A 26,096-nucleotide genomic window follows, 5' to 3' on the forward strand; every position below is an offset into this window, starting at 1 on the left:
CCGGTCCGGTCGGCAATGATGCCAGGAGGTTCCAATGTCGGTGAAGAGCACCAGGGAGTCAGCGCGGGCGGCGGGCGGCAGGAACGGGCCTGATTCGAAGCGGGCCGACCAGGCCGCCGGCATCGCGGCGCAGGACCCGGCCCGGATCCGGAACGTGGCCTTGGTGGGGCACTCCGGTGCCGGGAAGACCATGCTGATCGAGGCCCTGCTCGCAGCCAACGGCATGATCACCCGCAAGGGCTCCATTGCGGACGGGTCCACGGTCAGCGACTCGGATCCGGCCGCGGTCCACCAGCAACGCTCGGTCACGGTCTCCTTGGTGCCGCTGATGGTCGACGACGTCAAAGTGAACCTCCTGGACACCCCCGGCTACCCGGACTTCATCGGCGAGCTGAGGGCCGGGCTTAGGGCCTCGGATGCCGCCCTTTTTGTGGTCTCCGCCGTGGACGGCATCGACGCAACCACCACCGCGCTCTGGGCCGAGTGCGGGCACATGATGCTGCCGCGCGCCGTCGTGATCACCCGGCTGGACCATCCGCGGGCAAATTACGACGGCGCCCTGGCCGCCTGCCGTAAGGCGTTCGGCGACGGCGTCCTGCCGCTGTGCGTCCCGGTGCCGGCAGGGGGTGCGGCCACCGGCCTCCTGGGCCTGTTGTCCCAGGAAGTGACGGACTACTCCTCCGGAGACCCATCACCCGATGTCCGCCCCGCGGCCCCCGGGGAACTTGCAGCCGCCGGCGCCGCGCGGGGTGCCCTGATCGAGGGCATCATCGCCGAAAGCGAAGACGAGACGCTGATGGACCGCTACCTGGAAGGGGAGGATATCGATACCGCAGTGCTGGCGGCCGACCTGGAAACCGCCGTCGCCCGCGGCTCGTTCTTCCCCGTCCTGCCCACGTCCGCCGTCACCGGCCTCGGCACGGCGGAGCTGCTCGATGTGCTGGTGCGCGCCTTCCCGGCACCGCCGGAACGCAGCCTGCCGGACACGACCGACCTTGCAGGGGAACCGGCTGGAAGGCTGGCATGCGACCCCTCGGGGCCGCTCGCCGCCGAGGTGGTGCGCACTTCCAACGATCCCTTCCTGGGACGCATCTGCCTGGTGCGCGTCTTCTCCGGGACGCTGCAGGAGGACACGCCTGTCCACGTGGCCGGTCACGGCCTCGCTGACCGCGGGCACCAGGACCATGACACCGACGAACGCGTCACCCATATCTACTCGCCGCTGGGCGCCAGCCTGCGCCCCGTTCCCTACTGCGTGGCCGGGGACATGTGCGCACTGGCGAAGCTGGGCAGCGCGGAAACCGGGGACACCATTTCCACCCGGGAAAGCCCGCTGCTGCTGGCCACGTGGGAGATGCCCGAACCGTTGCTGCCGGTTGCCGTGGAAGCGGATTCCCGCAGCGACGAGGACGCCCTGGCCCGCAGCCTGGGCCGGATCGCAGCCGGGGATCCCACCCTGCGGGTGGAACGGAACGCCGAAACGCACCAGCTGGTGCTGTGGTGCATGGGTGAGGCGCACGCCGAGGTGGTCCTGGACCGGCTGCGGGAACAGGGCGTCAAGCTGCACACCGTGGACGTGGTGACACCGCTGCGGGAAACCTTCGCTGCCCCCGCCACCGGCCACGGACGCCACGTCAAACAGTCCGGCGGGCACGGCCAGTACGCCGTGTGCGACATCCAGGTTGAACCGCTGGACCGCGGCGGCGGGTTCGAATTCGTGGACAAGACGGTGGGCGGCGTCATCCCGGGAACGTTCATCCCGTCCATCGAAAAAGGAGTCCGGGCCCAAATGGACAGGGGAGTGTCTGCGGGTTTTCCCGTGGTGGATCTGCGGGTGACGCTGACCGGCGGGAAGGCCCACAGCGTGGATTCCTCCGACGCGGCATTCCAGGCGGCGGGGGCCCTTGCCCTGCGCGAGGCGGCGGCCGCGGGAAAGATCCAGCTCCTGGAGCCGGTGTCCTCCGTGTCCATCACCGTTGCCGACGAACATGTGGGCAGCGTGATGAGCGATTTGTCCGGCCGGCGCGGACGCCTCACCGGCACCACCTCCTCCGGCGAAGGGCTGACGGAGATCAGCGCCGAAGTCCCGGACCAGGAACTCCTGCGGTATGCAGTGGAACTGCGGGCCCTGACGGCAGGTACGGGCCGGTTCCGCCGGCAGTACCTGCGGCACGACCCCGTTCCCCCCAACTTCAGCCCGTCCTGATCCGCCCGGCCAGGAACAGCCCGAAGAGAACGGCCGCCGGTGAATGCCGCAGCACGCAAGATCCAGAACGTCTACCTGACGCTGACGTTGGGAAACACCCTTGCGGCCTCGTTCATTTGGGGCATCAACACGCTCTTCCTGCTCGATGCCGGGCTCACCAACCTGGAAGCCTTCGCGGCCAACGCCTTCTTCACCGCAGGGATGGTTCTCTTCGAGGTGCCCACCGGGGTGGTGGCCGACAGCTGGGGACGCCGCACGTCCTTCCTGCTGGGCACCGTGACGCTGGCCGGGTCCACCTACCTTTACTACCTGCTGTGGCAGTTGTCGGCTCCGTTCTGGTGGTGGGCAGCGGTGTCTGCACTGTTGGGCCTTGGCTTCACCTTCTTCTCGGGGGCCGTGGAAGCCTGGCTGGTGGACGCCCTCCACTTTTCCGGCTACGACGGCGGACTCGAAGCCGTCCTGGGCCGGGGCCAGATGGTTTCCGGCATCGCCATGCTGGCCGGATCAGTAGCGGGCGGGGTCATTGCCCAGGCCACCAACCTGGGCGTGCCGTTCCTGCTGCGCGTCGCGGTGCTGGTGGCGATGTTCGCTGTTGCCTTCCTGCTCATGCACGACGTCGGCTTCACCCCCGAGCGGTCGGCGCACCCCCTGCAGGCCACCCGCGCAGTGCTGCAGGCCTCGCTGGACGGCGGACTGAAGAACCCTCCGGTGCGGTTCATGATGCTGGCCGCGCCGTTCACGGAGGGCGTGGGATTCTACGTTTTTTACGCCCTCCAGCCCTACCTGCTGCAGCTCTTCGGTGATCCGAGGGCCTACGCTATCGCAGGCCTGGCAGCAGCCATCGTTGCAGGTGCGGATATCGTGGGCGGCTGGCTTGCCCCGCTGGTCCGGAAGCTGGTCCGCCGGCGCACCACGGTACTGATCGCCTCCACCATCACCAGCTCAGCGGTCCTGGTGGTGCTCCTGGCCACCCACATCTTCTGGCTGGCCCTGGTGCTCCTGGCGCTCTGGGCGGTGGTTGCCTCCGCCGGCACCCCCGTGCGCCAGGCGTACCTCAACGACATGATCCCCTCGAAGCAGCGGGCCACCGTCCTGAGCTTTGCCTCGCTCATGGGGTCCAGCGGGGGAGTGGTGGTGCAGCCGCTGCTCGGCAGGACCGCGGACCTCTACGGCTACCCGGCGTCGCTGGCCCTGGGCGGCGCGGTGCAGTTGCTGGCGGCCCCGTTCATCGTGCTGAGCCGCCGCCGGCGCTCGCCTGCCGATGTTGCCGCAGGCCTGGCTGCCCCCTGAGCAGTTGCCCCTCATCGCCGCGGCCGCACGCAGGAAGACCCCCGTTGCCAGGACTCAGTCCGGGGCAACGGGGGCCAACAGGTGCACGGTTGCGGTTTTTCCTACTTGATGCCTGCCTCCACCGTTTCGCTGGCGGCCGGCGCCGGCTTCTCTGCTGCCGGCGGAGGGCTGGTCTTGAGCTTGAAGCGCTTGCCAATGTCGCCGCCGCCACCGCTGCGGTTCTTGTTGAAGATGTCGAAACCGACCGCGACAAGGAGCACCAGGCCCTTGATGAGCTGCTGGTAGTCGGTGCCCAGGCCCAGGATGGACATGCCGTTGTTCAGCACGCCCATGATGAGGCCACCGATCATGGCTCCCGCCACCGTACCGATGCCGCCGGTGACCGCGGCGCCGCCAATGAAGGCTGCGGCGATGGAATCGAGTTCGAAGCCGGTTCCGCCGGCGGGCTGTGCGGAGTTGAGCCGGGCGGTGAAGACAAGGCCGGCCAGCGCGGAGAGCACGCCCATGTTAACGAAGAGCCGGAATGTGACGGCCTTGGTCTTGATGCCCGACAGCTCAGCCGCATGGAGGTTGCCGCCGATGGCGTACGTGTGCCGGTCGAAGACGCTGTTGTTCATGAGGGCCGTGTACGCGATGACCAGCGCGGCCAGGACCACCAGGACGATCGGCGTGCCGCGGTAGGACGCCAGCAGGAAGGTGATGACGAGCATGAGCAGCGACGTGAAGGTGGTCTTGATGACAAACCAGACCAGGGGCTCGCTTTCGAGGTCGAACTTCCGGCGGATCCTGCGCTCCTTGAAAGCCTGGATCAGCAGGGCCGCCGTTGCGCCGACGCCCAGGATGACGGTAAGCCATTCCAGTACCGAGGTACCACCGGTGAGATCGGGGAGGAAGCCGCCGCCGAGGGCACGGAGTTCGGCGGGGAAGGGGGTGATCTGCTGGTTCTTCAGGGTGATGAGCGTCAGCCCGCGGAAGATCAGCATGCTTACCAGGGTGACGATGAAGGCCGGGATCCCCACATAGGCGATCCAGTAGCCCTGCCAGGCACCCACCAGGGCGCCGACCAGCAGGCAGGCAGGGATGGCGGCCCACCACGGCCAGCCCCAGTGCACGATCATGACGCCGGCCACGGCGCCGATGAACCCGGCCACCGACCCCACGGAAAGGTCGATGTGACCGGCGATGATCACCATCACCATGCCGATGGCCAGGATGAGGATGTAGCTGTTCTGGACCACCAGGTTGGTGACGTTCTGCGGTTCCAGCAGGATCCCGCCCGTCAGGCCCTGGAACAGCAGGACGATCAGGATCAGGGCAACGAAGATGCCAACCTGGCGGAGGCGGCTGGTGAGGAATCCGAGCGATTCTCGTAGGGCGGACATTTCGCTATTCCTTCTCTTTGGTCATGTAGTGCATCAGGGTCTCCTGGGTGGCCTCGGCGATGGGCACCTCACCTGTGATGTGCCCGGCAGCGAGGGTGTAGATGCGGTCGCAGATGCCCAGGAGTTCGGGAAGTTCCGAGGAAATCACGATGACGGCTTTTCCTTCGGCCGCGAGTTTGGCGATGATCGTGTAGATCTCGTATTTGGCCCCGACATCGATTCCGCGGGTGGGTTCATCGAGGATGAGCACGTCCGGGTCGGAGAACATCCATTTGCTCAGCACCACCTTCTGCTGGTTTCCACCGGACAGTTTCCCGGTGATGGCGGCCACCGACGGGGCTTTGATGTTCATGCTCCTGCGGTAGCCGTTGGCCACCACGGTCTCCTGGTTCTTGTCCACGAAGCCGCGCTTGGCGAGCTTGCGCAGTGCTGCCAGGGAAATGTTCCGCTTGATGTCCTCGATGAGGTTCAGCCCGTAGTGCTTCCGGTCCTCGGTGGCGTAGGCGATGCCATGCCTGATGGCGTCGGACACCGTTGCGGTGTTGATTTCCTCGCCGTATTTGTAGACCTTGCCGGAGGTGGCGGTGCCGTAGGTGCGGCCGAAGACGCTCATGGCAAGTTCGGTGCGCCCGGCGCCCATGAGGCCGGCAAGCCCCACCACCTCACCCTTCCTGACGTGCAGGTTGGCGTTGTTGACCACCATGCGGCTGTGGTCCTGGGGGTGGCGCACGGACCAGTCCTCGATCCGCAGGACTTCCTCGCCGATCCGCGGCTCGCGCTCCGGATACAGGCTCTCCAGGTCCCGGCCCACCATGCCGCGGATGATCCGCTCCTGGGTGATCTGGCCTTCGTCGAGCCGCAGGGTCTCGATGGTCTTGCCGTCCCGGATGATGGTGACGGCGTCCGCCACCTTGCGGATCTCATTGAGTTTGTGGCTGATGATGATGCTGGTGACGCCCTGGCCCTTCAGGTGGAGGATCAGGTCCAGCAGGTGGCCGGAATCCTCGTCATTGAGTGCGGCCGTGGGCTCGTCCAGGATCAGCAGCTTCACTTCCTTGGACAACGCCTTGGCGATTTCCACCAGTTGCTGCTTGCCCACGCTGATGTGCTGCACGGGGGTGACCGGGTTCTCGTCCAGGCCGACGCGGGCCAGCAGCCGGGCTGCCTCCAGGTTGGTCTTGCGCCAGTCCACCCACCCGTTGGTGGCCTGTTCGTTGCCCAGGTAGATGTTCTCGGCGATGGACAGGTACGGGCTCAGGGCCAGTTCCTGGTGGATGATGACGATCCCGCGCTTCTCGCTGTCAGAGATGCTGGAAAAGTTGCAGGGTTCGTTCTCGAAGAGGATCTCCCCGTCGAAGCTGTTGTGCGGATAGACGCCGGACAACACTTTCATGAGCGTTGATTTGCTTACTCCGTTTTCACCGCAGATGGCGTGGACCTCTCCACGGTTCACATCCAGGGTGACGTCCTGGAGGGCTTTTACGCCCGGGAACGTCTTGGTGATTCCTCGCATTTGAAGAATGGGTGTGTTCATCGTCAATTCCCACTGACTGGTCGAAGCTGGGCCTTCCTGCTGCTGCAGGCGGCGGCGGGAGGGGGCTGTGGCCGGACTCGCGGCCCGGCCACGGCCCCCGGACGCTGACTACTTGACGTCGGCGTCGGTGTAGTAACCCGAGTCGATCAGTTCCTTCTTGTAGTTGTCCTTGGTGATGATCACGGACTTCAGCAGGAAGGCCGGGACAACCTTGACCTTGTTGTTGTAGGTCTTGGTGTCATTGGTTTCCGGTTCCTGGCCCTTGAGGACAGCATCAACCATCTTGACGGCCTGTGCGCCGAGCTGGCGGGTGTCCTTGAAGATGGTGGAGTACTGCTCGCCGGCGATGATGGACTTGACGGAACCCTTCTCGGCGTCCTGGCCGGTTACCACGGGCAGGGTTCCCTTGGCGTAGCCGCCGGTGCTGGTGAGGGCCGAGATGATGCCGATGGAGAGGCCGTCATACGGGGACAGCACACCGTTCAGCTTGGTGCCGGAGCTGTAGGCGGAGGTGATGATGTCCTCCATGCGCTTCTGGGCCACGGGGGCCTGCCAGCGAAGGATGGCTGCCTGCTCAAACTTGGTCTGGCCGCTGGGGACCTTCAGGGTGCCGGCATCCAGGTACGGCTTGAGCGTGTCCATGGCGCCGGTCCAGAAGAAGTTGGCGTTGTTGTCGTCGGGGCTGCCGGCGAAAAGCTCGATGTTGAAGGGGCCCTTGCCGTCCACTTTCTTGCCGCTGGCGTCGACCAGGCCCAGCCCGGTCAGCAGCGAGGTGGCCTGCTGGACACCCACCGTGTAGTTGTCGAACGTGGTGTAGTAGTCGACGTTGGGCGTGCCGTTGATGAGGCGGTCGTACGCGATGACCTTGACGTTCTGCTCCTTGGCCTTGGCCAGGACGTCAGTCAGGGTGGTGCCGTCAATGGCGGCGATGATCAGGGCCTTGGCGCCCTTGGTCAGCATGTTTTCGATCTGCGACACCTGGGTGGGGATGTCGTCATTGGCGAACTGGAGGTCCGTCTTGTAGCCGAGGTCCTTCAGGGACTTCTCCACGTTGGCGCCGTCAGCGATCCACCGTTCGGACGTCTGCGTGGGCATCGAAATGCCTACCAGTGAATCGCTGGGCTTGGCGGCACCGCTGGATTCGCTGGCCCCGCCGCGGGAGCCGCAACCTGTGGCGCCCACCGTCAGGGCGAGGACAAGGGCCACCGCGCCCATCAGTTTTTTGATTCTCACCATTTTCTCCTTCCGCGGCAGCACTGCCGCGAAGTGTTGGTGGACCAGGCAGCACCAGTGCTCCCGGGTCCTGGCCACATTGTTGATGTGTCGGTTCAATATAGACCGGTTTGTGAACGCTAACAAGAGTGGCTGGCAGGAATTTGGAAACTTTTCGGCTTCATTGACTTCTTCGTTGTTAGCGTTCACACTTGCTGCAGCACGTAGCTACACCCTGACCCCTACAAACCCGGTAATGAGGCCCCTGCCTCCCGGACGGAGGCAACCCCATGCCAGATGCGCTGTTCACTCCCGGTTCCGAGTCCCGCCATGACCATTGCGTCATCGGGGTGGATTACGGAACCCTTTCAGGCCGTGCCGTGGTGGTGCGTGTCCGCGACGGCAAGGAACTGGGCAGCGCCGTCCATGAGTACCCCCACGCGGTGGTCACCGATGTCCTGCCCCGGGACACCGCGGGCGACGACGGCGCCCGGCTTCCCGGGGAATGGGCACTTCAGGTGCCCAACGACTACCGGGACGTCCTGCGGACCGCCGTCCCCGCCGCGGTGGCGGACGCCGGGATCGACCCCGCCGCCGTCGTCGGCATTGCCACGGATTTCACTGCCTGCACCATGGTTCCGGTTAAGGCGGACGGCACGCCCCTCAATGAACTGCCCGGCTTCGCCAACCGCCCGCACGCCTACGTAAAGCTCTGGCGCCACCATGCTGCGCAGGGCCAGGCCGACCGGATCAACCGGCTTGCCGCCGAACGGGGGGAGGACTGGCTTCCCCGTTATGGGGGCCTGATCTCCTCCGAATGGGAATTCGCCAAGGGGCTGCAGCTGCTGGAGGAGGACCCGGAGGCCTACGCCGCGATGGACCACTGGGTGGAGGCTGCGGACTGGATCGTCTGGCAGCTCTGCGGCCGGTATGTCCGCAACGCCTGCACTGCCGGCTACAAGGGCATCTACCAGGATGGCCGGTATCCGTCGGAGGATTTCCTGGCCGCCCTGAACCCGGACTTCAAGGACTTTGTCAGCTCCAAGCTGGAGCACACCATCGGCCAGCTGGGGGATGCTGCCGGCACCCTGACGGCGGAGGCAGCCGCCTGGACCGGGCTTCCGGAGGGCATCGCGGTGGCCGTGGGAAACGTTGACGCCCATGTCACGGCTCCGGCGGCGAAGGCGGTGGACTCCGGGCAGCTGGTGGCGATCATGGGCACCTCCACCTGCCACGTCATGAACGGCAGTGAGCTGCGCGAGGTACCGGGAATGTGCGGTGCCGTGGATGGTGGCATCGTGCCGGGCCTGTGGGGCTACGAGGCCGGACAGTCAGGCGTGGGGGACATCTTCGGCTGGTTCACCAAGTACGGCGTCCCGCCCGAATACCACCAGGCTGCCGAGGGCGCCGGACTGGGGATCCACGAGTACCTCACCGAACTGGCATCCCGGCAGGCCATCGGAGAGCACGGCCTGATCGCGCTCGACTGGCATTCCGGCAACCGTTCGGTCCTGGTGGACCACGAGCTTTCGGGCATTGTGGTGGGCCAGACCCTGGCCACAAGGCCCGAGGACACCTACCGCGCGCTGCTGGAAGCCACCGCCTTTGGAACCCGCACCATCGTGGACGCCTTCCGCGACGCCGGGGTTCCGGTCAAGGAATTCATCGTGGCCGGCGGCCTGCTCAAGAACAAACTCCTGATGCAGATCTACGCAGACGCCACCGGCCTGCAGCTGTCCACCATCGGCTCGGAACAGGGTCCGGCCCTGGGATCGGCCATCCACGCCGCTGTCGCAGCGGGCGAATACGCGGACATCCGTGAGGCCGCCGCAGCCATGGGCGCCGAGCCCGGGGAGGTCTACACCCCAAATCCCGAAAACGCGGCCGCCTACGAAGAACTGTTCCAGGAATACAAGGCCCTCCACGACTACTTCGGCCGGGGCGGCAACGACGTCATGCACCGGCTCAAGGCCATCCAGCGCAGAGTTGCCCGCACGGGTCCGTCAGGCGCAGGCTCCGTGTCCGAATCACCTGTGGAGGTGTCCGCATGAGCGCCGTAACCGGCGCCGGAACAGGCCTCCTGGAAACCATCGCCCGAGTCCGGGCGGAAGTGTGCGCCCTCCATGCCGAGCTGACACGGTACGGCCTGGTGGTGTGGACCGCGGGCAACGTCTCCGCCCGGGTGCCCGGCACCGACCTCATGGTCATCAAGCCCTCCGGTGTCTCCTACCAGGACCTGACCCCGGAGCAGATGATCGTGACCGACCTGTACGGCACCCCGGTCAGGGGCACCAACCTTGGTGGCGGCGGCACGGTGGACTGGGGCAACCCGCCGCTGTCGCCGTCGTCGGACACCGCCGCGCACGCCTATGTCTACCGGCACATGCCGGAGGTGGGCGGGGTGGTGCATACCCACTCCACCTACGCCACCGCCTGGGCAGCCCGGGGGGAGGCCATCCCCTGCGTGCTGACCATGATGGGGGACGAGTTCGGCGGTTCCATCCCGGTGGGCCCGTTCGCATTGATCGGCGACGACTCGATCGGCCACGGGATCGTGGAGACGCTGAAGAATTCCAAGTCCCCGGCGGTCCTGATGCAGAACCACGGCCCGTTCACCATCGGCAAGGACGCCCGGTCCGCCGTGAAGGCCGCCGTCATGTGCGAGGAAGTGGCCCGCACCGTGCACATTTCCCGGCAACTGGGCGAGCCGTTGCCCATCGACCAGGACCACATCGACTCCCTCTACGCCCGCTACCAGAACGTTTACGGCCAATAACCGGCCCGAAACTCTTCCCAGGAGAATTCATGAGCACCGCAGCAAACACCTCCCTCGACGGATACGAAGTCTGGTTCCTCACCGGCAGCCAGCACCTCTACGGGGAGGAAGTCCTCAAGCAGGTGGCCGCCCAGTCGCAGGAGATCGCCAACCAGCTCAATGCCTCCTCCGCCGTTCCGGTCAAGATTGTGTGGAAGCCGGTCCTGACCGATTCGGATGCCATCCGCCGCACCGCGCTTGAGGCAAATTCGGATGACTCGGTCATCGGCGTGACGGCCTGGATGCACACCTTCAGCCCGGCCAAGATGTGGATCCAGGGCCTGGACCTGCTGCGCAAGCCCCTGCTGCACCTGCATACGCAGGCCAACCGCGACCTGCCGTGGGCGGACATCGACTTCGACTTCATGAACCTGAACCAGGCTGCCCACGGCGACCGCGAGTTCGGCTACATCCAGTCCCGCCTGGGCATCGCCCGGAAGACCGTCGTCGGGCATGTTTCCAACCCCGAGGTTGCCCGCCAAGTGGGCTCCTGGCAGCGCGCCGCGGCCGGCTGGGCCGCCGTCCGGACGCTGAAGCTCACCCGCTTTGGCGACAATATGCGCAACGTCGCCGTCACCGAAGGGGACAAGACGGAGGCCGAGCTGCGGTTCGGCGTCGCGGTCAACACCTGGTCCGTCAACGAGCTCGCCGACGCCGTCCACGGTGCTGTAGAGTCCGACGTCGACGCCCTGGTGGCCGAGTATGAGGACCTTTACGACGTGGTGCCGGAGCTCCGCGCAGGCGCGGCCCGGCACGAATCGCTGCGCTACGGCGCCCGGATCGAACTGGGCCTGCGCAGCTTCCTGGAAGGCAACGGCTCCGCAGCGTTCACCACGTCCTTCGAGGACCTGGGTGCCCTCCGCCAGCTTCCGGGCCTCGCCGTGCAGCGGCTCATGGCCCCCGGCTACGGGTTCGGCGCCGAGGGCGACTGGAAGACCGCCATCCTGGTCCGGGCCGCCAAGGTCATGGGCGCCGGCCTGCCCGGCGGCGCCTCCCTCATGGAGGACTACACCTACCACCTGGAACCCGGCTCCGAGAAGATCCTGGGCGCCCACATGCTCGAGGTCTGCCCCTCCCTGACCGCCGCCAAGCCCCGGCTGGAAATCCACCCGCTGGGTATCGGCGGCAAGGAAGACCCCGTCCGGTTGGTGTTCGACGCCGACGCCTCGCCGGGCGTCGTCGTCGCCCTGTCCGACATGCGGGACCGTTTCCGCCTGGTGGCCAACGCCGTCGACGTCGTCCCCCTGGACCAGCCACTGCCCAACCTGCCCGTGGCCCGCGCGCTGTGGGAGCCGAAGCCGGACTTCGTCACCTCGGCCGCCGCCTGGCTGACCGCCGGTGCCGCCCACCACACTGTGCTCTCCACCCAGGTGGGCATGGACGTCTTCGAGGACTTCGCCGAAATCGCCAAAACGGAACTGCTCACCATTGACGAAGGCACCACCATCCGCCAGTTCAAGAAGGACCTGAACTGGAACGCCGCCTACTACAAACTGGCCGGCGGGATCTGACCCAGTGGCACGGTTGAGGTGCCGGCCCCGGCAGCTGCCATGAAGCGGAACCCCGTGACAAACGGCAGGCCACCCCGGCTGCCAACGCTCGAGGACGTGGCGGAATTGGCCGGGGTCTCGCACCAGACCGTGTCACGGGTGGTCAACAGCCACCCCAATGTCAGTTCCGGCACCCGCGGCAGGGTGGAAGCGGCGATTGCCGCACTCGGCTACCGCCGCAACACCGCCGCCCGGAGCCTGGTCACCCGGCGCTCGCAGACCATCGGCGTCCTGGGCAGCGAGCTTTCGCAGTACGGCCCCGCCAACACCCTGCTGGGAGTGGAACGTGCTGCACGGGACGCAGGATACTTCGTCAGCGTCGCAGCGCTGCGGGAGGTCAACCGGGACGCGATCCTGGACGCCGTCCGGCACTTCCTGGACCAGTCGGTGGACGGAATAGTAGTGATCGTCCCGCACCTGGAGACGCTGGCGGCCTTGGCGGAACTGCCCATTGGAGTGCCTGTGGTTGCCGTCGGTCCCACCGGAAATGACTCCGTGGGCGGAGTCAAGGTGGACCAGCGCCGCGGCGCAGAACTGGCAGTGGAACACCTCATCGGGCAGGGGCACGTCCGGATCGGACACGTCGCGGGACCGCAGGACTGGATCGACGCCGTAGCCCGCGCCGAGGGCTGGCGGGGAGCGCTGGACTCCGCCGGGCTCGAGGCAGACCTGATCATCGAGGGCGACTGGAGCGCGGGCAGCGGATACGAGATCGGCAGGCGGCTGGCAGCGGGCCGCAGCGCCACTGCGCTCTTTGTTGGCAACGACCAGATGGCCCTTGGAGTCCTGCGCGCATTGAACGAGGCGGGCATCAAGGTGCCCGGGGACGTATCCGTGGTGGGCTTCGACGACCAGCCCGAGGCCGGCTATTTCAGTCCTCCGCTGACGGTGGTCCGGCAGGACTTTGAAGAACTGGGCCGGCGGTGCATGGACATGATGCTCACTGCGTTCGATGGCACGGGCGGCCCCCGGACCCTTGTGGTGGAGCCCGAGCTCGTCCTGCGCAGCAGCACGGCCCCGCCGGTGCGGTAACGCCAGGGCCGCGGAGTTAATCCGGGGGAGACGGCGGCGAAACGTGGCCACAACAATAGCTGCGTAGGTTTCAGGCATGACGCCTACCCTGTTCGTCCGGCTCCGCGGCTGGCTGCTGGACACCCTCACTTTCAACTCCGAAACGGACGCCGCCGGCGCCATGGCCGATGCCACCCGGTGGGGCTGGCTGCCGGCCTTGAGCGGGGTGTCCATCGGAGCCTGCCACGCCCGCTCGGAGCACGCAGGAACAACGGCAGAAACCGGCCCAATGTCTGGTTAAGCACACTATTGCGCCGGTAGCGGGATAATGCCCTAAACTGCTTCACTGAGGTGCCTGAAATGGCGCTGCGCAGCAACGAAAGTGAACATGCTATGGCTACCGATTACGATGCTCCACGCAAGCAGGAAGAAGAGTCGCCGGTCGACTCTCTCGAGGCCCTCCAGGCATCACGGAGCGGCAACGCGCAGACCGCGGTTATCGATGTCGACGAGAACGACACCGCCGAAGGTATCGACCTGCCCGGCGCCGACCTGTCCAACGAGGAACTGACCGTCATTGTGGTTCCCGAGCAGTCTGACGAGTTCACCTGCTCGTCGTGCTTCCTGGTCCGCCACCGGTCGCAGGTTGCCCGCGAAAAGGACGGCCTTAAGTACTGCCGCGACTGCGAAGGCTAAATTTCCATCCTGGTTTTCCCGGCTACCACCTCACCCGAGGTGGGCGCTTCTTTGTCCTGTGTTGACCTGGCCTGGGCTGCTTAGTCCGGTGCCGCCGTCGTTATCAAAATGACCCCTCGTTTCCGCCCGCGAACGCTCCTACGCTGGAAGCATCCACTGGCCCTTATTTCGGGTGGCACAACAATGAAAAAGTTCTTCATCTGGCTGGCAGCCATCCTGCTGGCTGCAGGCATGGCTTTAGTGGTTCCGGGCGCCGCCTCGGCGACCCCGTCGTACTGCGGACTCGCGTGGGGTTCGCTGATGAAGTCGGACGGCGCCATGAGCGGCGCGCCCGTAACCAATGTCCGGACCGGGCAGCACTATTGCTTTGACCGGCTGGTGGTTGACCTGGGCGGCACGCCGGCGCCCGGCTACACCGTCCGCTACGTCCCCCAGATCATCCAGGACGGCTCTGGGGCAGTGGTGCCAACGCGGGGCGGCGCCCGGCTGCAGGTCGTCGTCAAAGCGCCGGCCTATGACAACAACGGCCAGGCCACCTACACCCCCGCCGACAAGGCTGAGCTTTCCAACGTTTCGGGTTACCAGACCTTCCGCCAGGTGGTCTGGGCCGGAAGCTTCGAGGGCCAGACCACCATCGGGCTGGGTGTCCGTGCCCGGCTCCCGTTCCGGGTGTTCACCCTTGACGGTCCGGGCTCCGGCTCCCGCCTGGTGGTCGACGTGGCGCACTATTGGTGAGCCACCCGTCGTCGTCAACACAAAAGGTGCCGTGCCCCCTGGCGGGGCACGGCACCTTTTGTGTTGGAGGTTATTCCGGAACGACCAGTGCGGGGGTGTCCTGCTTGAGGGTTTCACCGCGGAAGAAGCCCGGGTGCGTGCGGGACATGACCAGCATGACCGCGGCGCCCAGGGCCAGGATGCCGACGCCCAGGATGAACACCAGGCCCACGCCGAACACCTCGGAGCCGCTGCCAAAATCCGGGGCCAGGCTGTCCACGGCGGTCTGGACAAACACTACGAACAGGCCCACGCCGCCCACCACCGGGCATACCAGCCGCAGCACGAAGTGGCGCACGCTGTTGAACAGGCTGTGGCGGAAGTACCAGGTGCAGGCCAGGGCCGTGAGGCCGTAGTAGAAGCAGATCATCAGGCCCAGGGCCAGGATGGTGTCGTTCAGGACGTTCTCGCTGACCACGTGCATCACTGCGTAGAACCCCGCTGACATCACGCCGGCGGCGATGGTGGCGAAGCCCGGCGTCGCGAACTTCCTGCTCATGCGGCTGAAGGGCTCCGGCAGTGCGCCGTAGTGGGCCATGGCCAGCAGGCTGCGCGACGGCGACATGAAGGTTGACTGCAGGGACGCGGCGGAGCTGGAGAGCACGGCGAGGGACATCAGGATGGCGAACGGGCCCATGATGGGGGAGGCCAGTGCGGTAAAGATGTTTTCGTGGTTTTCGGCGTTGTTCAGGCCGTTGCCGGTATCGCCGACGCCGGCGAACATCATGGTGGCGATGCTGACCAGCAGGTAGATGGCCAGGACGATGACGGCGGTCAGGGTGCCTGCCACGCCGGCGGTCTTCTTGCCGTTGGCCGTTTCCTCGTTCACGGTGAGGCAGACGTCCCAGCCCCAGTACACGAAGATCGACAGGGAGATGCCGGCGGCAATCTGACCGAATGTCTCGATCCTGGTGACGTCGAACCACTCCCAGCTGAACGGGATGGCCGTTTCCGAGGTGGACCAGTTGGCAAAGGCCATCGCGACGAACAGGCCCAGCACCAGCAACTGGAAGCCCACCAGGCTGTACTGCACCAGCTTGGTGGTGTGCAGGCCGCGGTAGCTGACCCAGACGGCCAGCGCCACGAAGACGAAGCAGGTAATGACGTTCAGGGCTTTGTTGTCCGCCAGGTCCGCCAGTTCGGGGGAGCCGGTGAGCTGTGACAGGAAGAGGTAGAAGAAGTCGACGGCGACGCCGGCCAGGTTGGACAGCACGATGATGTTCGCTGCCAGCAGTCCCCAGCCGCCCATCCAGCCCACCCACGGGCCAAAGGCCTTGGTGACCCAGGTGAAGGTGGTGCCGCTGTCCGGGGAATCGGCGTTGAGTTCCCGGTAGGCGAGCGATACCAGGATCATGGGGATGAACCCGATGAGGAAGATAACGGGCAGCTGAAGGCCGGCTTCATTGACGGTGGGCCCCAGTGCGCTGGTGAGGGTGTAGGCGGGGGCAATGGTTGAAATGCCCAGGACGACGACGGCCAGGAGCCCGAGCTGGCCGCCCTTGAGTCCCTTGGCACTGACGCCGTCCGCGGAAGGCGCGTGGGCGTGCGGACCGGGTTTGGCAGTACTGGTGCGGATTGTCTCTGTCATGGCACCACTTTCTGGAAGGCTGTGAGACGGAGGTCACTATATGAATGGCGTTCATTTAGTATGGGGGCGGCGGGCGTGTGATGCAAGACGCAATATGAATCACATTCGTTTATGACTCGTTTTCGAAATTAGTAAGCTCACTGAGAAATTGCCTTTGGCCCTGCCGCCACGCCGTCCACGGCTGGTAGCGTCTGCCGTACTGGACCAATTGAGGAGGATGCATGAAAGCTTCACCGACACTGACCAACAACCTGCAGGCTGTCCTGGCAGACCTGATCGAGCTCCATGTTCAGGGCAAGCAGGCGCACTGGAACATCGTGGGCACCAACTTCCGCGACCTCCACCTCCAGCTCGATGAGATCGTCGACGCCGCCCGCCAGTTCGCCGACGACACTGCCGAGCGCATGCGTGCCCTGCACGCGCTCCCCGACGGCCGCAGCTCCACCGTGGCCGAGACCACCAGCCTGGCCCAGTTCCCCGACGGGCTCATCAGCACCGGGGATGCCATTGAGCGGATCGTCGCCGCCATGGAAGCTGCCGTTGGCACCATGCGTAAGGTCCACGACGAAGTGGATGAGGAAGACCCCACCTCCGCGGACCTCCTGCACGAGTTCATTGCCAGGCTGGAGCAGTTCGCCTGGATGGTGCAGGCAGAAAACATGAAGCCCACCGCCAAGGTCACGGCCGCCGACTCCAAGTAGCGGACATCCAGCAGGGCGTCCTGCGCCGGGGTTGCCCCGGCGCAGGACGCCTTCCTTTTACCCCGGACAGCACTGCCGTTGTACTGCTAGGCCGCTTTGGGCACTTTCCGGAGTACGACGGCGGCGAGCACTGCCGCCGCCGCCATCAGTACCAGCCCGATTGCCGCCGTGATGTGCACGCCGGAATCGAACGCCGCGGCCGCGGCATCCCGAACTGCCCCCGCGACTGATTCCGGCAACAGGGCCGCCTCCACCGCGCCGGCCAACGTCTCCCCGGCGTTGTGCAGTGAGGCTCCGGGCAGCATGGCCTCGAGCCCCGCCGGCAGCCGGAGGTTCTGCTGGTAGGACGCGGTCAGGATGGAGCCCAGCACCGCAGTCCCCAGCAGTGAGCCCACCTCGTAGCCCGTCTCGGAAATCGCCGCCGCGGCGCCTGATTTCACCGGCGGGGCCGAGCCGAGGATGAGGTCGTTCGAGATGGTTTCCGCCGTGCCGACGCCCAGCGCCAGGACCAGCAGCGCTGCCAGCAGCAGGGAGGGGCCGCCGTCATGGTTTCCGAAGGCCACCACGCTGTAGCCGACGGCGCTGAAGGACAGGCCCGCGGCCACTACGTACCCTGGCCGGACTTTCAGGACCAACGGGACTGCCACCAGGCCTGCCGCCACGGTGGCTGCCAGGGCCGGGAGCATGGCAATGCCCGCCGCGGACGGCGTCATCCCCTCCAGGAGTTGGAGGTGCTGGGCAAGGAAAAGGATGAACCCGTTGAAGGAAAACAGGGCCAGGATGTTGGCGCTGATGGCCATGCTGAACACCCTGTTCCGGAACAGCGACATGTCCAGCAGTGGATGCTGCAGGCGGTGCTGGCGGCGTACGAACACGATCCCCATGACCACGCCAAAGGCGATGCTGCCCAGCCCTGCCATGCCCGGGCCTTCGGTGGCTACTGACTTGATGCCGTAGACCACGGGCACCATGACCAGCATGGAGAGCAGGACGCTTGGGATATCCACCCTGCCCGGCGCGGGATCCCTGGATTCCGGGATCAGGACAGGCCCCAGCGCCAGCAGGGGCAGCATGAGTGGCACGGCCACCAGGAAGACGGCGCCCCACCAGAAGTGCTCCACCAGCCATCCACCGAGGATTGGGCCCAGGGCGGCGCCGCCGGAGAATCCGGCCGCCCAGATGGCCACCGCAAGCCGCCGGCGGTTGGGCTCCGGGAATATGTTGCGGATCAGCGACAGGGTGGACGGCATCAGCATGGCGCCGAAGAACCCGAGCGCCGCACGGCCGGCGATCAGCCACTCCGGGGTGGGGGCAAAGGCCGTGGCGGCGGACAGCGCGGCGAAGCCCAGGCTGCCGATGACCAGCAGCCGCCGCCGCCCAATGCGGTCGCCGAGGCTTCCCATTGATACCAGCAGCCCGGCCAGGACCAGGGGGTAGGCGTCCACGATCCACAGCAGCTGCAGGCCGGTTGGTTCCAGGGCACGTGCGATGGCGGGCAGGGCAAAGGTCAGGGCGGTGTTGTCCACTGCCACCAGCAGCACGGGAAACATCAGCAGCCCCAGCGCAAGCCAATCCCGCCACGGGGGCCGCGCGGCGGTGCTGTCCCTTTGGGTGGGGGCCGGACTGAGGGAAGTCGTCATGCAATAACTGTACCGTCTGGACGGTATAGTTTGAAAACGGGCGCATTCCTTCTTCCCTGCCGGTGGAGGGCATGATGGAAGGCATGCCCCGAAAGCCTGTAGCCCGTGATGCGGTCCTTGACGCCTTCGAGTCCCTGCTGATCGAAGTGGGGGAGCGTGCTGCAACCCTCGACGCCGTAGCCCGGAAGGCCGGGGTGTCCAAAGGTGGCCTCCTCTACCACTTTCCCAACAAGGAAGCGCTCATCGCCGTGCTGCTTGACCGCCTGGAGGGGCTGGCCAAGGCGGACGCCGACGCGATGGCTTCGGCCGGTGAAGGTGCCGCCGCGTATTTCATCCGCTCCTCCGTCTGGGCGGATACTCCGCTGGACCGGGTCATCGTGGCTGCCACGCGGCTTGCGGAGGTGGCGCATGAAGAGACGCGCCGCCGGTTCGCCGCCATCCAGCAGCGGTGGCTGGACGAGATCGCAGCAGATGTGGGGCCCGGCCTGGCCAAGGCTGTCCTGTATATGGGTGACGGTTTGTACTTCAATGCCATGCTTTCCGTGGGCCCTGCGCCGGAAGGCGGAGCGGCCGCTGATGTGGAGGAACTCCTGGCCGCCTTGGAACGGCTCCGCAGGTAGTTTTCCATTTGCCGGGAGGGCTCGTGGCGTAGGACAATGGAGAGTTGTGAGGGCTGTCACCGGCCGTCATGATCCAACAAATGAATAGCCTTTGATCTGCGGCGGGAGAGTTCTGCCGGAAGTACAGGCAGGCGCCGTAGGAGCAAATCCTCCCCAGGAATCTCGCAGGCCCCTGTACCGCCGCGGCGAGGCACCTCTGGAAAGCAGCAGGCAGTTGTCCGGCCTCCCTTGGGGGACGCGAAACGGCTGTTGTGCTCACCGACGGTGCAAGCGGGTCCTGCCCAGGCAGGGAACGCGGAAACTCTCAGGTCCAATACAGAGCGGGGAGGGACCCGAATAGCTGTGGCGTACCCTGCGCCGCCTGAATAAATGGAGTTCCTTCGTGTCGGTTACCCCAGCCTCCACCGCCTTCGTCGACCGCCACATTGGCGCACGCCGCCAGGACGACGTCGACACCATGCTCAAAGCCGTGGGTTACGGCACGGTCGATTCACTGGTGGACACCGCCGTACCCAAGGTCATCCGCCAGGAAACCGCCCTCCGCCTGCAGGATGCCCTCAGTGAAGTTGAGGTGCTCGCGGAACTACGCAGGCTCGCCGCCAAGAACAAGACGGCCGTGCAACTGATTGGCCAGGGCTACTACGACACCATCACCCCTGCCGTGATCCGCCGGAACATCCTCGAGGCCCCGGCCTGGTACACCGCCTACACCCCGTACCAGCCCGAGATTTCCCAGGGCCGGTTCGAAGCACTCCTGAACTTCCAGACCATGGTCCAGGACCTGGTGGGCCTGCCCATCGCAAACGCCTCCCTCCTCGATGAAGCCACCGCCGTGGCCGAGGCCGTGCTGCTCATGCGCCGCTCCAACAAGACCAAGCCTGCAGCGGACGGCAAGACTGTCCTGGACATCGACGTGCTGCCGCAGACCATCGCCATCGTCAAGGGCCGCGCCGAGGCGCTCGGGTTCGAAGTTGAGGTCGCCGACCTGTCCAAGGGCCTGCCCGACGGCGACATCAACGGCATCGTGCTCCAGCAGCCCGGCGCCTCCGGCCGGGTCTGGGACCAGTCGGCCACTATTGCGGTGGCGAAGGACCGCGGCGCGCTGGTCACCGTGGCCGCTGACCTGCTGGCACTGACTCTGATCACCCCTCCGGGCGAGCAGGGCGCCGACATCGCCGTCGGCTCCACCCAGCGTTTCGGTGTCCCGCTGTTCTTCGGCGGCCCGCACGCCGCATACATCGCTGTCCGCAAGGGCCTGGAGCGTTCACTGCCCGGCCGCCTGGTGGGCGTGTCCAAGGATGACGCAGGGGTGCCCGCGTACCGCCTGGCGCTGCAGACCCGCGAGCAGCACATCCGCCGCGAGAAGGCCACGTCCAACATCTGCACCGCGCAGGCCCTTCTGGCCATCGTCTCCTCCATGTACGCCGTCTTCCACGGCCCCGACGGGCTGAAGGCGATTGCGGAAACGACTCACGGCCACGCCCGGGTGCTGGCGGCCTCGCTGGCAGCTGCCGGTGTGGAGGTGCTCCACACGAGCTTCTTCGACACCCTTACCGTCCGCGTCCCCGGACGCGCCGCCGCGCTTGTCGCCGATGCCGAAGAGCGCGGAATCAACCTGCGTCCCGTCGACTCCGATACCGTGGGCATCTCGCTCGATGAAACCACGACGGCGGCCATCGTCGCCGACGTCGCGGACGTCTTTGGCGCCTCCGTTGCCGCGGCTGAAGGCTTCGGACTGGAGGCCGCCGTCGGACGTTCCTCCGACTACCTGCAGCACCCGGTGTTCAACACGCACCGGTCCGAAACCCAGCTCCTGCGCTACATCCGGAAGCTGTCGGACCGGGACCTTGCGCTGGACCGCACCATGATCCCGCTGGGCTCGTGCACCATGAAGCTGAATGCCACCGCAGAGATGGAAGCCATTTCCTGGCCGGAATTCGCCTCCATCCACCCCTTCGCCCCGGACTCCCAGACCGAAGGCTGGCGTGAACTGATCGCCGACCTGGAGGCGGACCTGACCGCGATTACCGGGTACGACCAGGTGTCCATCCAGCCCAATGCCGGATCCCAGGGCGAGCTCGCAGGCCTGCTGGCCATCCGCGGCTACCACCACTCCCGCGGCGAAGAGCAGCGCAACGTCTGCCTGATCCCCGCCTCCGCCCACGGCACCAATGCCGCCTCCGCCGTTCTGGCCGGCATGAAGGTCGTCGTTGTGGCCACGGCCGCTGACGGCACCATCAACCACGATGACCTGACGGCCAAGATCGAAGCCAACAAGGACGTCCTGTCCTGCATCATGATCACGTACCCGTCCACCCACGGTGTCTATGACGGGGACGTCCGTGAGGTCTGCGACGCCGTGCACGCGGCCGGCGGCCAGGTCTACATCGACGGCGCCAACCTGAACGCCCTGGTGGGCCTGGCCCAGCCCGGCAAGTTCGGCGGCGACGTCTCCCACCTGAACCTCCACAAGACCTTCTGCATCCCCCACGGCGGCGGCGGACCCGGCGTCGGACCCGTGGCAGCCAAAGCCCACCTGGCACCGTTCATGCCCGGCGACGCCAACAAGGCAACGCATGATGAAGGCCACGGGGTGGCGATCTCAGCTTCCCGCTTCGGTTCGGCCGGCGTCCTGCCGATCTCCTGGGCGTACGTAAAGCTGATGGGCGGGGAAGGGCTCACCGAGGCCACCAAGTCCGCGCTGCTCGCTGCCAATTACGTCGCTGCCCGGCTGAACGAGTACTTCCCGGTGCTCTACACCGGCGAAGGCGGCCTCGTGGCGCACGAATGCATCCTGGACCTGCGCGACCTGACCGCCAAGACAGGCGTCACGGCCGAGGACGTGGCCAAGCGCCTCATCGACTTCGGCTTCCACGCACCCACCCTGGCATTCCCGGTGGCAGGCACCCTGATGGTGGAGCCCACCGAGTCCGAGGACCTGGCCGAAATAGACCGCTTCATCGAGGCCATGATCACCATCCGCAAGGAAATCGACCAGGTGGCCAACGGCGACTTTGCCGTGGCGGACTCACCCCTGCGCCGCGCACCCCACACGGCAGCCGCCGTCGTCAGCTCCGACTGGGACCGTGCCTACCCGCGCGAGCAGGCCGCGTTCCCTGCCCACCACAAGCAGGACAAGTACTTCCCGCCGGTGGGCCGGATCGACGGCGCCGCCGGAGACCGGAACCTCATCTGCTCCTGCCCGCCGCTCGAAGAGTTCGAAAACTAAAGGACCGGCACCGTGACCGAGAAATACACCGCCCTTTACGACGAACACAAAAAGCTTGGCGCCTCCTTCACCGACTTCGGCGGGTGGCAGATGCCATTGAAGTACACCTCCGAACTGGCTGAACACCACGCCGTGCGCAAAGCCGCCGGTCTGTTCGACCTCTCCCACATGGGCGAAGTCTGGGTCACCGGACCGCAGGCTGCCGCTTTCCTGGACTACGCCCTCGTGGGCAAGTTGTCCGCCATGGCCGTGGGCAAGGCCAAGTACTCGCTGATCTGCAATGAGGACGGCGGCATCATCGACGACCTCATCACCTACCGCCGTCCCGCTGCTGAAGACGGCACGGACGTCTTCCTGGTGGTGCCCAATGCGGGCAACGCCGCGGTGGTGGCGGCAGCCCTGCAGGAACGGGCCGCTGGGTTTGACGTGCTGGTGGAGGACGCCTCGGCCCGCACATCACTGGTCGCAGTGCAGGGTCCCAAGGCCCAGGAACTCCTGTTGCGCCTGGTCCCGGCCGCACAGCACTCCCTGGTGACGGAACTGAAATACTACGCCGCCGTGGAGGTTCCGTTCCTGGTGGGCGGCGCCGGCAAGGAACTCCTGCTCGCACGCACCGGGTATACCGGTGAGGACGGGTTCGAGATCTTCGTGGACAACGCGGACGCCCCGGCACTGTGGCAGGCACTGGTCGCCATCGCCGACGACGGTGAGCTGACCCCCGCCGGCCTCGCCTCACGCGACTCCCTCCGCCTGGAAGCGGGAATGCCGCTGTACGGGAACGAGCTCTCCCTGCAGGGTGACCCGTTCGCTGCAGGCCTGGGCCCCGTCGTCGCACTCTCCAAGGAAGGCGACTTCGTTGGCAAGGCTGCGCTGGCAGCAAAGAAGGAAGCCCGCGCCGGCAGCACCTCCGGCCGCCGCCTCGTGGGGCTCAAAGGCCAGGGCCGCCGCGCCGGTCGCGCGCACTACCCGGTCCTCAGGGACGGCGCCACGGTCGGTGAGGTCACCTCCGGCCAGCCATCGCCCACCCTCGGCTATCCCGTCGCCATGGCCTACGTCGACGTCGAGTACTCGGCACCCGGCACAGCCCTGGACATCGATCTCCGCGGCAAGGCAGAACCCTTCGAAGTCGTCGACCTCCCGTTCTACAAGCGCCTCAAGTAGTCCCTCCGTGCTGGCCTTGGCCCGTCGGAGCCGTCGTAGCCCCGGTCACCTTCGGGATCGGCGGACCGGACATTTTCACGCGTGCTGCGCCCCACCGTCCCCCTAGCCTCGCAAGCTCGGCCAGAGAACCCGGACGGCGTGGGCCCAGTTCCTCGCTTTGACGCACGCTTTCGAAAAGTCCGGCTCCGCCGACGCTCGTGCGGAGGCTTCAGTTGTGCGAGGACTTGGCCAGCGGCCCGGGCTGAGAAAGTAGGCGGACGAGGTGCGTGAATTCCCTTGGGCGGCCGAACCAATGCCCGGTGCATCGTTTCCTGCTGCGGCGTCGCTGTGGTGACGTGCGTTGGCGACTGGACGGATTCCGGAGACGTGCGTCTAAGGGAGCGTCACGTCCGCTTGGCGGGCGTCTTCGCGACCGAGCACGCGGAGGAATTCGGTCAGCCGCGCACCCAACCCGGCCACTGCGTCACGTCCGCTTAGCGGGCGTCTTCGCGACCGAGCACGCAGAGGATGTCCTGCCCGCTCCACCCCAGCCACTTAGAGTGACTCGAATCAGATTTTTAGTTAGGAATTGTCATGGCAGTCGGCGTATTCGACCTTTTTTCTATCGGTATTGGCCCTTCGTCTTCTCATACTGTGGGGCCGATGCGGGCTGCTGCTGTGTTTGCTGAGGAGTTGAAGGCCTCGGGGAAGCTCGCGGACGTGGCGTCGCTGCGGGTGGATTTGTATGGGTCGTTGGCGGCGACGGGGCATGGTCACGGGACGATGACCGCAATCCTGCTGGGGTTGGAGGGGTTCCACCCGGAGTTGATCCTGCCCGAGCAGGTGGAGGAGCGGCTGGCCTCGATCGCGGAGACCGGGATCCTGAACCTGGCCGGTGCGGTGGCATTGCCGTACGGGGTGGGCGACATGGTGCTGCGGCCGTTGACGGTGTTGCCGCGGCACACGAACGGGATGACGTTCACCGTCACGGACGCTGACGGGGATGTGGTGCATGCGGCGACGTTCTTCTCGGTCGGTGGCGGGTTCATCGTCCGCGAAGGTGAAGAGGACGCGGCGCAGCAGGAACTGGACGCGTCCAAGGAAGAGTTGCCGCTGCCGTTCCGGACCGCGGCGGAACTGCTGGAGCACTGCGCGGTGACCGGGCTGGGCATCGCGGACGTGATGTTCGTGAACGAGAAGGCCTCCCGGTCCGAGGAGGAGATCCGGGCCGGGCTGCTGCATATCTGGTCGGTGATGGAGAACTGCGTGCAGACCTCGCTCAAGCGTGAAGGGGTGCTGCCGGGCGGGTTGAAGGTCCGCCGCCGCGCCCCGGACTGGTATGAGCGGTTGAAGAAGGAAACCGCCCGCCCCGAAGACACCGACCAAGACGGGCAGGACCACTATGACCCCAGGTATTGGCAGGAGTGGGTTAACTTGGTGGCGTTGGCGGTGAACGAGGAAAACGCCTCCGGCGGGAGGGTGGTCACCGCCCCCACGAACGGGGCGGCCGGGATCATCCCGGCGGTGCTGTTCTATGCCCTGCACTTCGCCCCGGGCATGGACCAGGCCACCCAGGCCGACCGGGACGGTGTGGTGGTGCGGTTCCTGCTCGCCGCCGGCGCCGTGGGGGTGCTCTACAAGGAACAGGCCTCGATTTCCGGGGCCGAGGTGGGCTGCCAGGGCGAGGTCGGGTCCGCGTCCTCGATGGCCGCCGCGGGCCTGGCCGAGGTCATGGGCGGCACCCCGGCCCAGGTGGAGAACGCCGCGGAGATCGCGATGGAACACAACCTGGGCCTGACGTGCGACCCGATCGGCGGGCTGGTCCAGGTCCCCTGTATCGAACGGAACGCGATCGCCGCCGCGAAGGCCATCAACGCCGCGAAAATGGCGCTCTGGGGCGACGGCACCCACCGCGTCTCCCTCGACGAAGTCATCATCACCATGCGCGAAACCGGCAAAGACATGAGCGACAAATACAAGGAAACCGCCATGGGCGGCCTCGCCGTCAACGTCGTCGAATGCTGACACCCCGCTGACACCCGCCCGAACGGCCGGCCGGTCGGTGCCCGTGGGCCTAATTGTGCGTTGCCGCCCACCAATTAAGGCTGGCAGCGAACACCAGCCATGAGATGTAGGGCAGCAGGAGCAGTCCTGCGGTCCGGCTGATCGGACCGAAATGCAGCACCGTTACCGTAACCGCGGCAACCAGGGCCACGATGATGGCCAGTCCCAGCCACAGGGCCGCCGTGCCAAGAGCCGGGTAAAGGGCGAAAAAGACCGGGGTCCAGGTGAGGTTGAGGGCCAGTTGGATGGCGTAAACCACCATGGCCTGCCGTGTCCCATCGGTACGTTTGCGCCATACCAGCCACGCTGCGAGGGCCATTGCCGCATAGAGGGCGGTCCACACCGGACCGAACACTCCGTTGGGCGGCGACCAGGGGGCCTTGTCCGCGGCTGCATACCAGCCCGTGACATTGGCCGCCGATGCCAACCCGCCCAGCGCCGCCACTACCAGGGACGCCAACAGGAAACCGGCAAGCGCGGCCGCCTGCACCCCGGCGCTGTACGGCTTCCCTCCGCTTCCCGCGGAAGCGGTGCTCTGTTCCCCATCCGGCCTCATACCCCAACCCTTGTTGAACATCCTGAGCTCCGTCAAGGTGACGCTCCACACCCGGACGGCCGCCGTCCCGGGCATGCCGGAGAAAAGC

The 26,096-nt window shown here is 66.2% G+C and carries 20 protein-coding genes and 1 riboswitch; of the genes, 14 read left to right on the plus strand and 6 right to left on the minus strand.

Features of this window, described 5'->3' with window-relative positions:
- The first annotated feature begins 34 nt into the window (after positions 1 to 34).
- Both NMQ03_RS04000 and NMQ03_RS04005 read left to right on the plus strand, forming a co-directional pair.
- The gene (locus NMQ03_RS04000) at positions 35 to 2,206 is read left to right on the plus strand and encodes an elongation factor G-like protein EF-G2 (protein ID WP_255174477.1); all 2,172 of its coding nucleotides are present in this window, start codon (positions 35 to 37) and stop codon (positions 2,204 to 2,206) included.
- Between the two features lie 39 nt (positions 2,207 to 2,245).
- Entirely contained in the window at positions 2,246 to 3,496 is a 1,251-nt protein-coding gene (locus NMQ03_RS04005; RefSeq protein WP_255174478.1) for an MFS transporter, read from the plus strand.
- 101 nt (positions 3,497 to 3,597) lie between these two features.
- On the opposite strand, the gene mmsB is transcribed toward NMQ03_RS04005, so the two are convergent.
- The 3 genes from mmsB to chvE all read right to left on the minus strand — a co-directional run bounded on the left by mmsB (position 3,598) and on the right by chvE (position 7,648).
- Complete coding sequence (gene mmsB, locus NMQ03_RS04010; protein WP_255174479.1) at positions 3,598 to 4,878, minus strand: multiple monosaccharide ABC transporter permease; 1,281 nt, start codon at positions 4,876 to 4,878, stop codon at positions 3,598 to 3,600.
- Positions 4,879 to 4,882: 4 nt separating this feature from the next.
- Positions 4,883 to 6,412, minus strand: coding sequence for a multiple monosaccharide ABC transporter ATP-binding protein (mmsA, locus tag NMQ03_RS04015; protein ID WP_255174480.1), 1,530 nt, complete (start codon positions 6,410 to 6,412; stop codon positions 4,883 to 4,885).
- Positions 6,413 to 6,520: 108 nt separating this feature from the next.
- A complete protein-coding gene (gene chvE, locus NMQ03_RS04020) occupies positions 6,521 to 7,648 on the minus strand; it encodes a multiple monosaccharide ABC transporter substrate-binding protein (protein WP_255174481.1) in 1,128 nt (375 codons plus the stop codon).
- Positions 7,649 to 7,914: 266 nt separating this feature from the next.
- On the opposite strand from chvE, the gene araB reads away from it, so the two are divergent.
- The 7 genes from araB to NMQ03_RS04055 all read left to right on the plus strand — a co-directional run bounded on the left by araB (position 7,915) and on the right by NMQ03_RS04055 (position 14,431).
- Positions 7,915 to 9,675: a ribulokinase gene (araB, locus tag NMQ03_RS04025; protein WP_255174482.1), complete on the plus strand. Its 1,761-nt coding sequence runs from the start codon at positions 7,915 to 7,917 to the stop codon at positions 9,673 to 9,675.
- Complete coding sequence (locus NMQ03_RS04030; protein ID WP_255174483.1) at positions 9,672 to 10,400, plus strand: L-ribulose-5-phosphate 4-epimerase; 729 nt, start codon at positions 9,672 to 9,674, stop codon at positions 10,398 to 10,400. The genes araB and NMQ03_RS04030 overlap by 4 nt, the downstream gene beginning before the upstream one ends.
- A gap of 29 nt (positions 10,401 to 10,429) precedes the next feature.
- The gene (gene araA, locus NMQ03_RS04035; protein ID WP_255174484.1) at positions 10,430 to 11,950 is read left to right on the plus strand and encodes an L-arabinose isomerase; all 1,521 of its coding nucleotides are present in this window, start codon (positions 10,430 to 10,432) and stop codon (positions 11,948 to 11,950) included.
- Positions 11,951 to 11,989: 39 nt separating this feature from the next.
- The gene (locus tag NMQ03_RS04040) at positions 11,990 to 13,021 is read left to right on the plus strand and encodes a LacI family DNA-binding transcriptional regulator (protein ID WP_255174485.1); all 1,032 of its coding nucleotides are present in this window, start codon (positions 11,990 to 11,992) and stop codon (positions 13,019 to 13,021) included.
- A gap of 76 nt (positions 13,022 to 13,097) precedes the next feature.
- Positions 13,098 to 13,301 carry a hypothetical protein gene (locus NMQ03_RS04045; RefSeq protein WP_255174486.1) on the plus strand — a complete coding sequence of 68 codons (204 nt, stop codon included), beginning with the start codon at positions 13,098 to 13,100 and terminating at the stop codon, positions 13,299 to 13,301.
- Between the two features lie 92 nt (positions 13,302 to 13,393).
- Positions 13,394 to 13,696: a DUF4193 domain-containing protein gene (locus NMQ03_RS04050; RefSeq protein ID WP_255174487.1), complete on the plus strand. Its 303-nt coding sequence runs from the start codon at positions 13,394 to 13,396 to the stop codon at positions 13,694 to 13,696.
- Positions 13,697 to 13,879: 183 nt separating this feature from the next.
- A complete protein-coding gene (locus NMQ03_RS04055; protein WP_255174488.1) occupies positions 13,880 to 14,431 on the plus strand; it encodes a hypothetical protein in 552 nt (183 codons plus the stop codon).
- Positions 14,432 to 14,501: 70 nt separating this feature from the next.
- Here the strand turns inward: NMQ03_RS04055 and NMQ03_RS04060 are convergent, their stop codons facing one another.
- Positions 14,502 to 16,058, minus strand: coding sequence for an APC family permease (locus tag NMQ03_RS04060; RefSeq protein WP_255174489.1), 1,557 nt, complete (start codon positions 16,056 to 16,058; stop codon positions 14,502 to 14,504).
- Positions 16,059 to 16,279: 221 nt separating this feature from the next.
- Between NMQ03_RS04060 and NMQ03_RS04065 the strand changes: the two genes are divergently transcribed.
- A complete protein-coding gene (locus NMQ03_RS04065) occupies positions 16,280 to 16,759 on the plus strand; it encodes a Dps family protein (RefSeq protein ID WP_255174490.1) in 480 nt (159 codons plus the stop codon).
- Between the two features lie 86 nt (positions 16,760 to 16,845).
- On the opposite strand, the gene NMQ03_RS04070 is transcribed toward NMQ03_RS04065, so the two are convergent.
- Positions 16,846 to 18,399 carry an MFS transporter gene (locus tag NMQ03_RS04070; RefSeq protein WP_255174491.1) on the minus strand — a complete coding sequence of 518 codons (1,554 nt, stop codon included), beginning with the start codon at positions 18,397 to 18,399 and terminating at the stop codon, positions 16,846 to 16,848.
- 83 nt (positions 18,400 to 18,482) lie between these two features.
- On the opposite strand from NMQ03_RS04070, the gene NMQ03_RS04075 reads away from it, so the two are divergent.
- From NMQ03_RS04075 to NMQ03_RS04090, 4 genes are all read left to right on the plus strand, one after another.
- Entirely contained in the window at positions 18,483 to 19,019 is a 537-nt protein-coding gene (locus NMQ03_RS04075; RefSeq protein WP_255174492.1) for a TetR/AcrR family transcriptional regulator, read from the plus strand.
- A 92-nt stretch (positions 19,020 to 19,111) separates the two neighbouring features.
- Positions 19,112 to 19,209: riboswitch (glycine riboswitch) on the plus strand.
- A gap of 192 nt (positions 19,210 to 19,401) precedes the next feature.
- Positions 19,402 to 22,248, plus strand: coding sequence for an aminomethyl-transferring glycine dehydrogenase (gene gcvP / locus NMQ03_RS04080; protein WP_255174493.1), 2,847 nt, complete (start codon positions 19,402 to 19,404; stop codon positions 22,246 to 22,248).
- A gap of 12 nt (positions 22,249 to 22,260) precedes the next feature.
- Positions 22,261 to 23,409 carry a glycine cleavage system aminomethyltransferase GcvT gene (gene gcvT / locus NMQ03_RS04085; protein WP_255174494.1) on the plus strand — a complete coding sequence of 383 codons (1,149 nt, stop codon included), beginning with the start codon at positions 22,261 to 22,263 and terminating at the stop codon, positions 23,407 to 23,409.
- 573 nt (positions 23,410 to 23,982) lie between these two features.
- Positions 23,983 to 25,413: an L-serine ammonia-lyase gene (locus NMQ03_RS04090; RefSeq protein WP_255174495.1), complete on the plus strand. Its 1,431-nt coding sequence runs from the start codon at positions 23,983 to 23,985 to the stop codon at positions 25,411 to 25,413.
- Positions 25,414 to 25,462: 49 nt separating this feature from the next.
- Here the strand turns inward: NMQ03_RS04090 and NMQ03_RS04095 are convergent, their stop codons facing one another.
- Positions 25,463 to 26,008 carry a TspO/MBR family protein gene (locus NMQ03_RS04095; RefSeq protein WP_255174496.1) on the minus strand — a complete coding sequence of 182 codons (546 nt, stop codon included), beginning with the start codon at positions 26,006 to 26,008 and terminating at the stop codon, positions 25,463 to 25,465.
- Between the last annotated feature and the right edge of the window lie 88 nt (positions 26,009 to 26,096).

It is taken from the genome of Arthrobacter sp. DNA4, assembly GCF_024362385.1.
In the GTDB taxonomy this organism is placed as follows: Bacteria; Actinomycetota; Actinomycetes; order Actinomycetales; family Micrococcaceae; genus Arthrobacter.

Excerpts from the sequence above, each read along its gene's own strand:
- araA (WP_255174484.1), top strand. The coding sequence starts at position 10,430 with ATGAGCACCGCAGCAAACACCTCCCTCGACGGATACGAAGTCTGGTTC.
- NMQ03_RS04045 (WP_255174486.1), top strand. The coding sequence starts at position 13,098 with ATGACGCCTACCCTGTTCGTCCGGCTCCGCGGCTGGCTGCTGGACACC.
- mmsA (WP_255174480.1), bottom strand. The coding sequence starts at position 6,412 with ATGAACACACCCATTCTTCAAATGCGAGGAATCACCAAGACGTTCCCG.
- NMQ03_RS04095 (WP_255174496.1), bottom strand. The coding sequence starts at position 26,008 with ATGAGGCCGGATGGGGAACAGAGCACCGCTTCCGCGGGAAGCGGAGGG.
- mmsB (WP_255174479.1), bottom strand. The coding sequence starts at position 4,878 with ATGTCCGCCCTACGAGAATCGCTCGGATTCCTCACCAGCCGCCTCCGC.
- NMQ03_RS04090 (WP_255174495.1), top strand. The coding sequence starts at position 23,983 with ATGGCAGTCGGCGTATTCGACCTTTTTTCTATCGGTATTGGCCCTTCG.
- NMQ03_RS04075 (WP_255174492.1), top strand. The coding sequence starts at position 18,483 with ATGCCCCGAAAGCCTGTAGCCCGTGATGCGGTCCTTGACGCCTTCGAG.
- chvE (WP_255174481.1), bottom strand. The coding sequence starts at position 7,648 with ATGGTGAGAATCAAAAAACTGATGGGCGCGGTGGCCCTTGTCCTCGCC.
- NMQ03_RS04070 (WP_255174491.1), bottom strand. The coding sequence starts at position 18,399 with ATGACGACTTCCCTCAGTCCGGCCCCCACCCAAAGGGACAGCACCGCC.
- NMQ03_RS04060 (WP_255174489.1), bottom strand. The coding sequence starts at position 16,058 with ATGACAGAGACAATCCGCACCAGTACTGCCAAACCCGGTCCGCACGCC.
- NMQ03_RS04040 (WP_255174485.1), top strand. The coding sequence starts at position 11,990 with ATGAAGCGGAACCCCGTGACAAACGGCAGGCCACCCCGGCTGCCAACG.
- araB (WP_255174482.1), top strand. The coding sequence starts at position 7,915 with ATGCCAGATGCGCTGTTCACTCCCGGTTCCGAGTCCCGCCATGACCAT.
- NMQ03_RS04030 (WP_255174483.1), top strand. The coding sequence starts at position 9,672 with ATGAGCGCCGTAACCGGCGCCGGAACAGGCCTCCTGGAAACCATCGCC.
- NMQ03_RS04055 (WP_255174488.1), top strand. The coding sequence starts at position 13,880 with ATGAAAAAGTTCTTCATCTGGCTGGCAGCCATCCTGCTGGCTGCAGGC.
- NMQ03_RS04000 (WP_255174477.1), top strand. The coding sequence starts at position 35 with ATGTCGGTGAAGAGCACCAGGGAGTCAGCGCGGGCGGCGGGCGGCAGG.
- NMQ03_RS04050 (WP_255174487.1), top strand. The coding sequence starts at position 13,394 with ATGGCTACCGATTACGATGCTCCACGCAAGCAGGAAGAAGAGTCGCCG.
- NMQ03_RS04065 (WP_255174490.1), top strand. The coding sequence starts at position 16,280 with ATGAAAGCTTCACCGACACTGACCAACAACCTGCAGGCTGTCCTGGCA.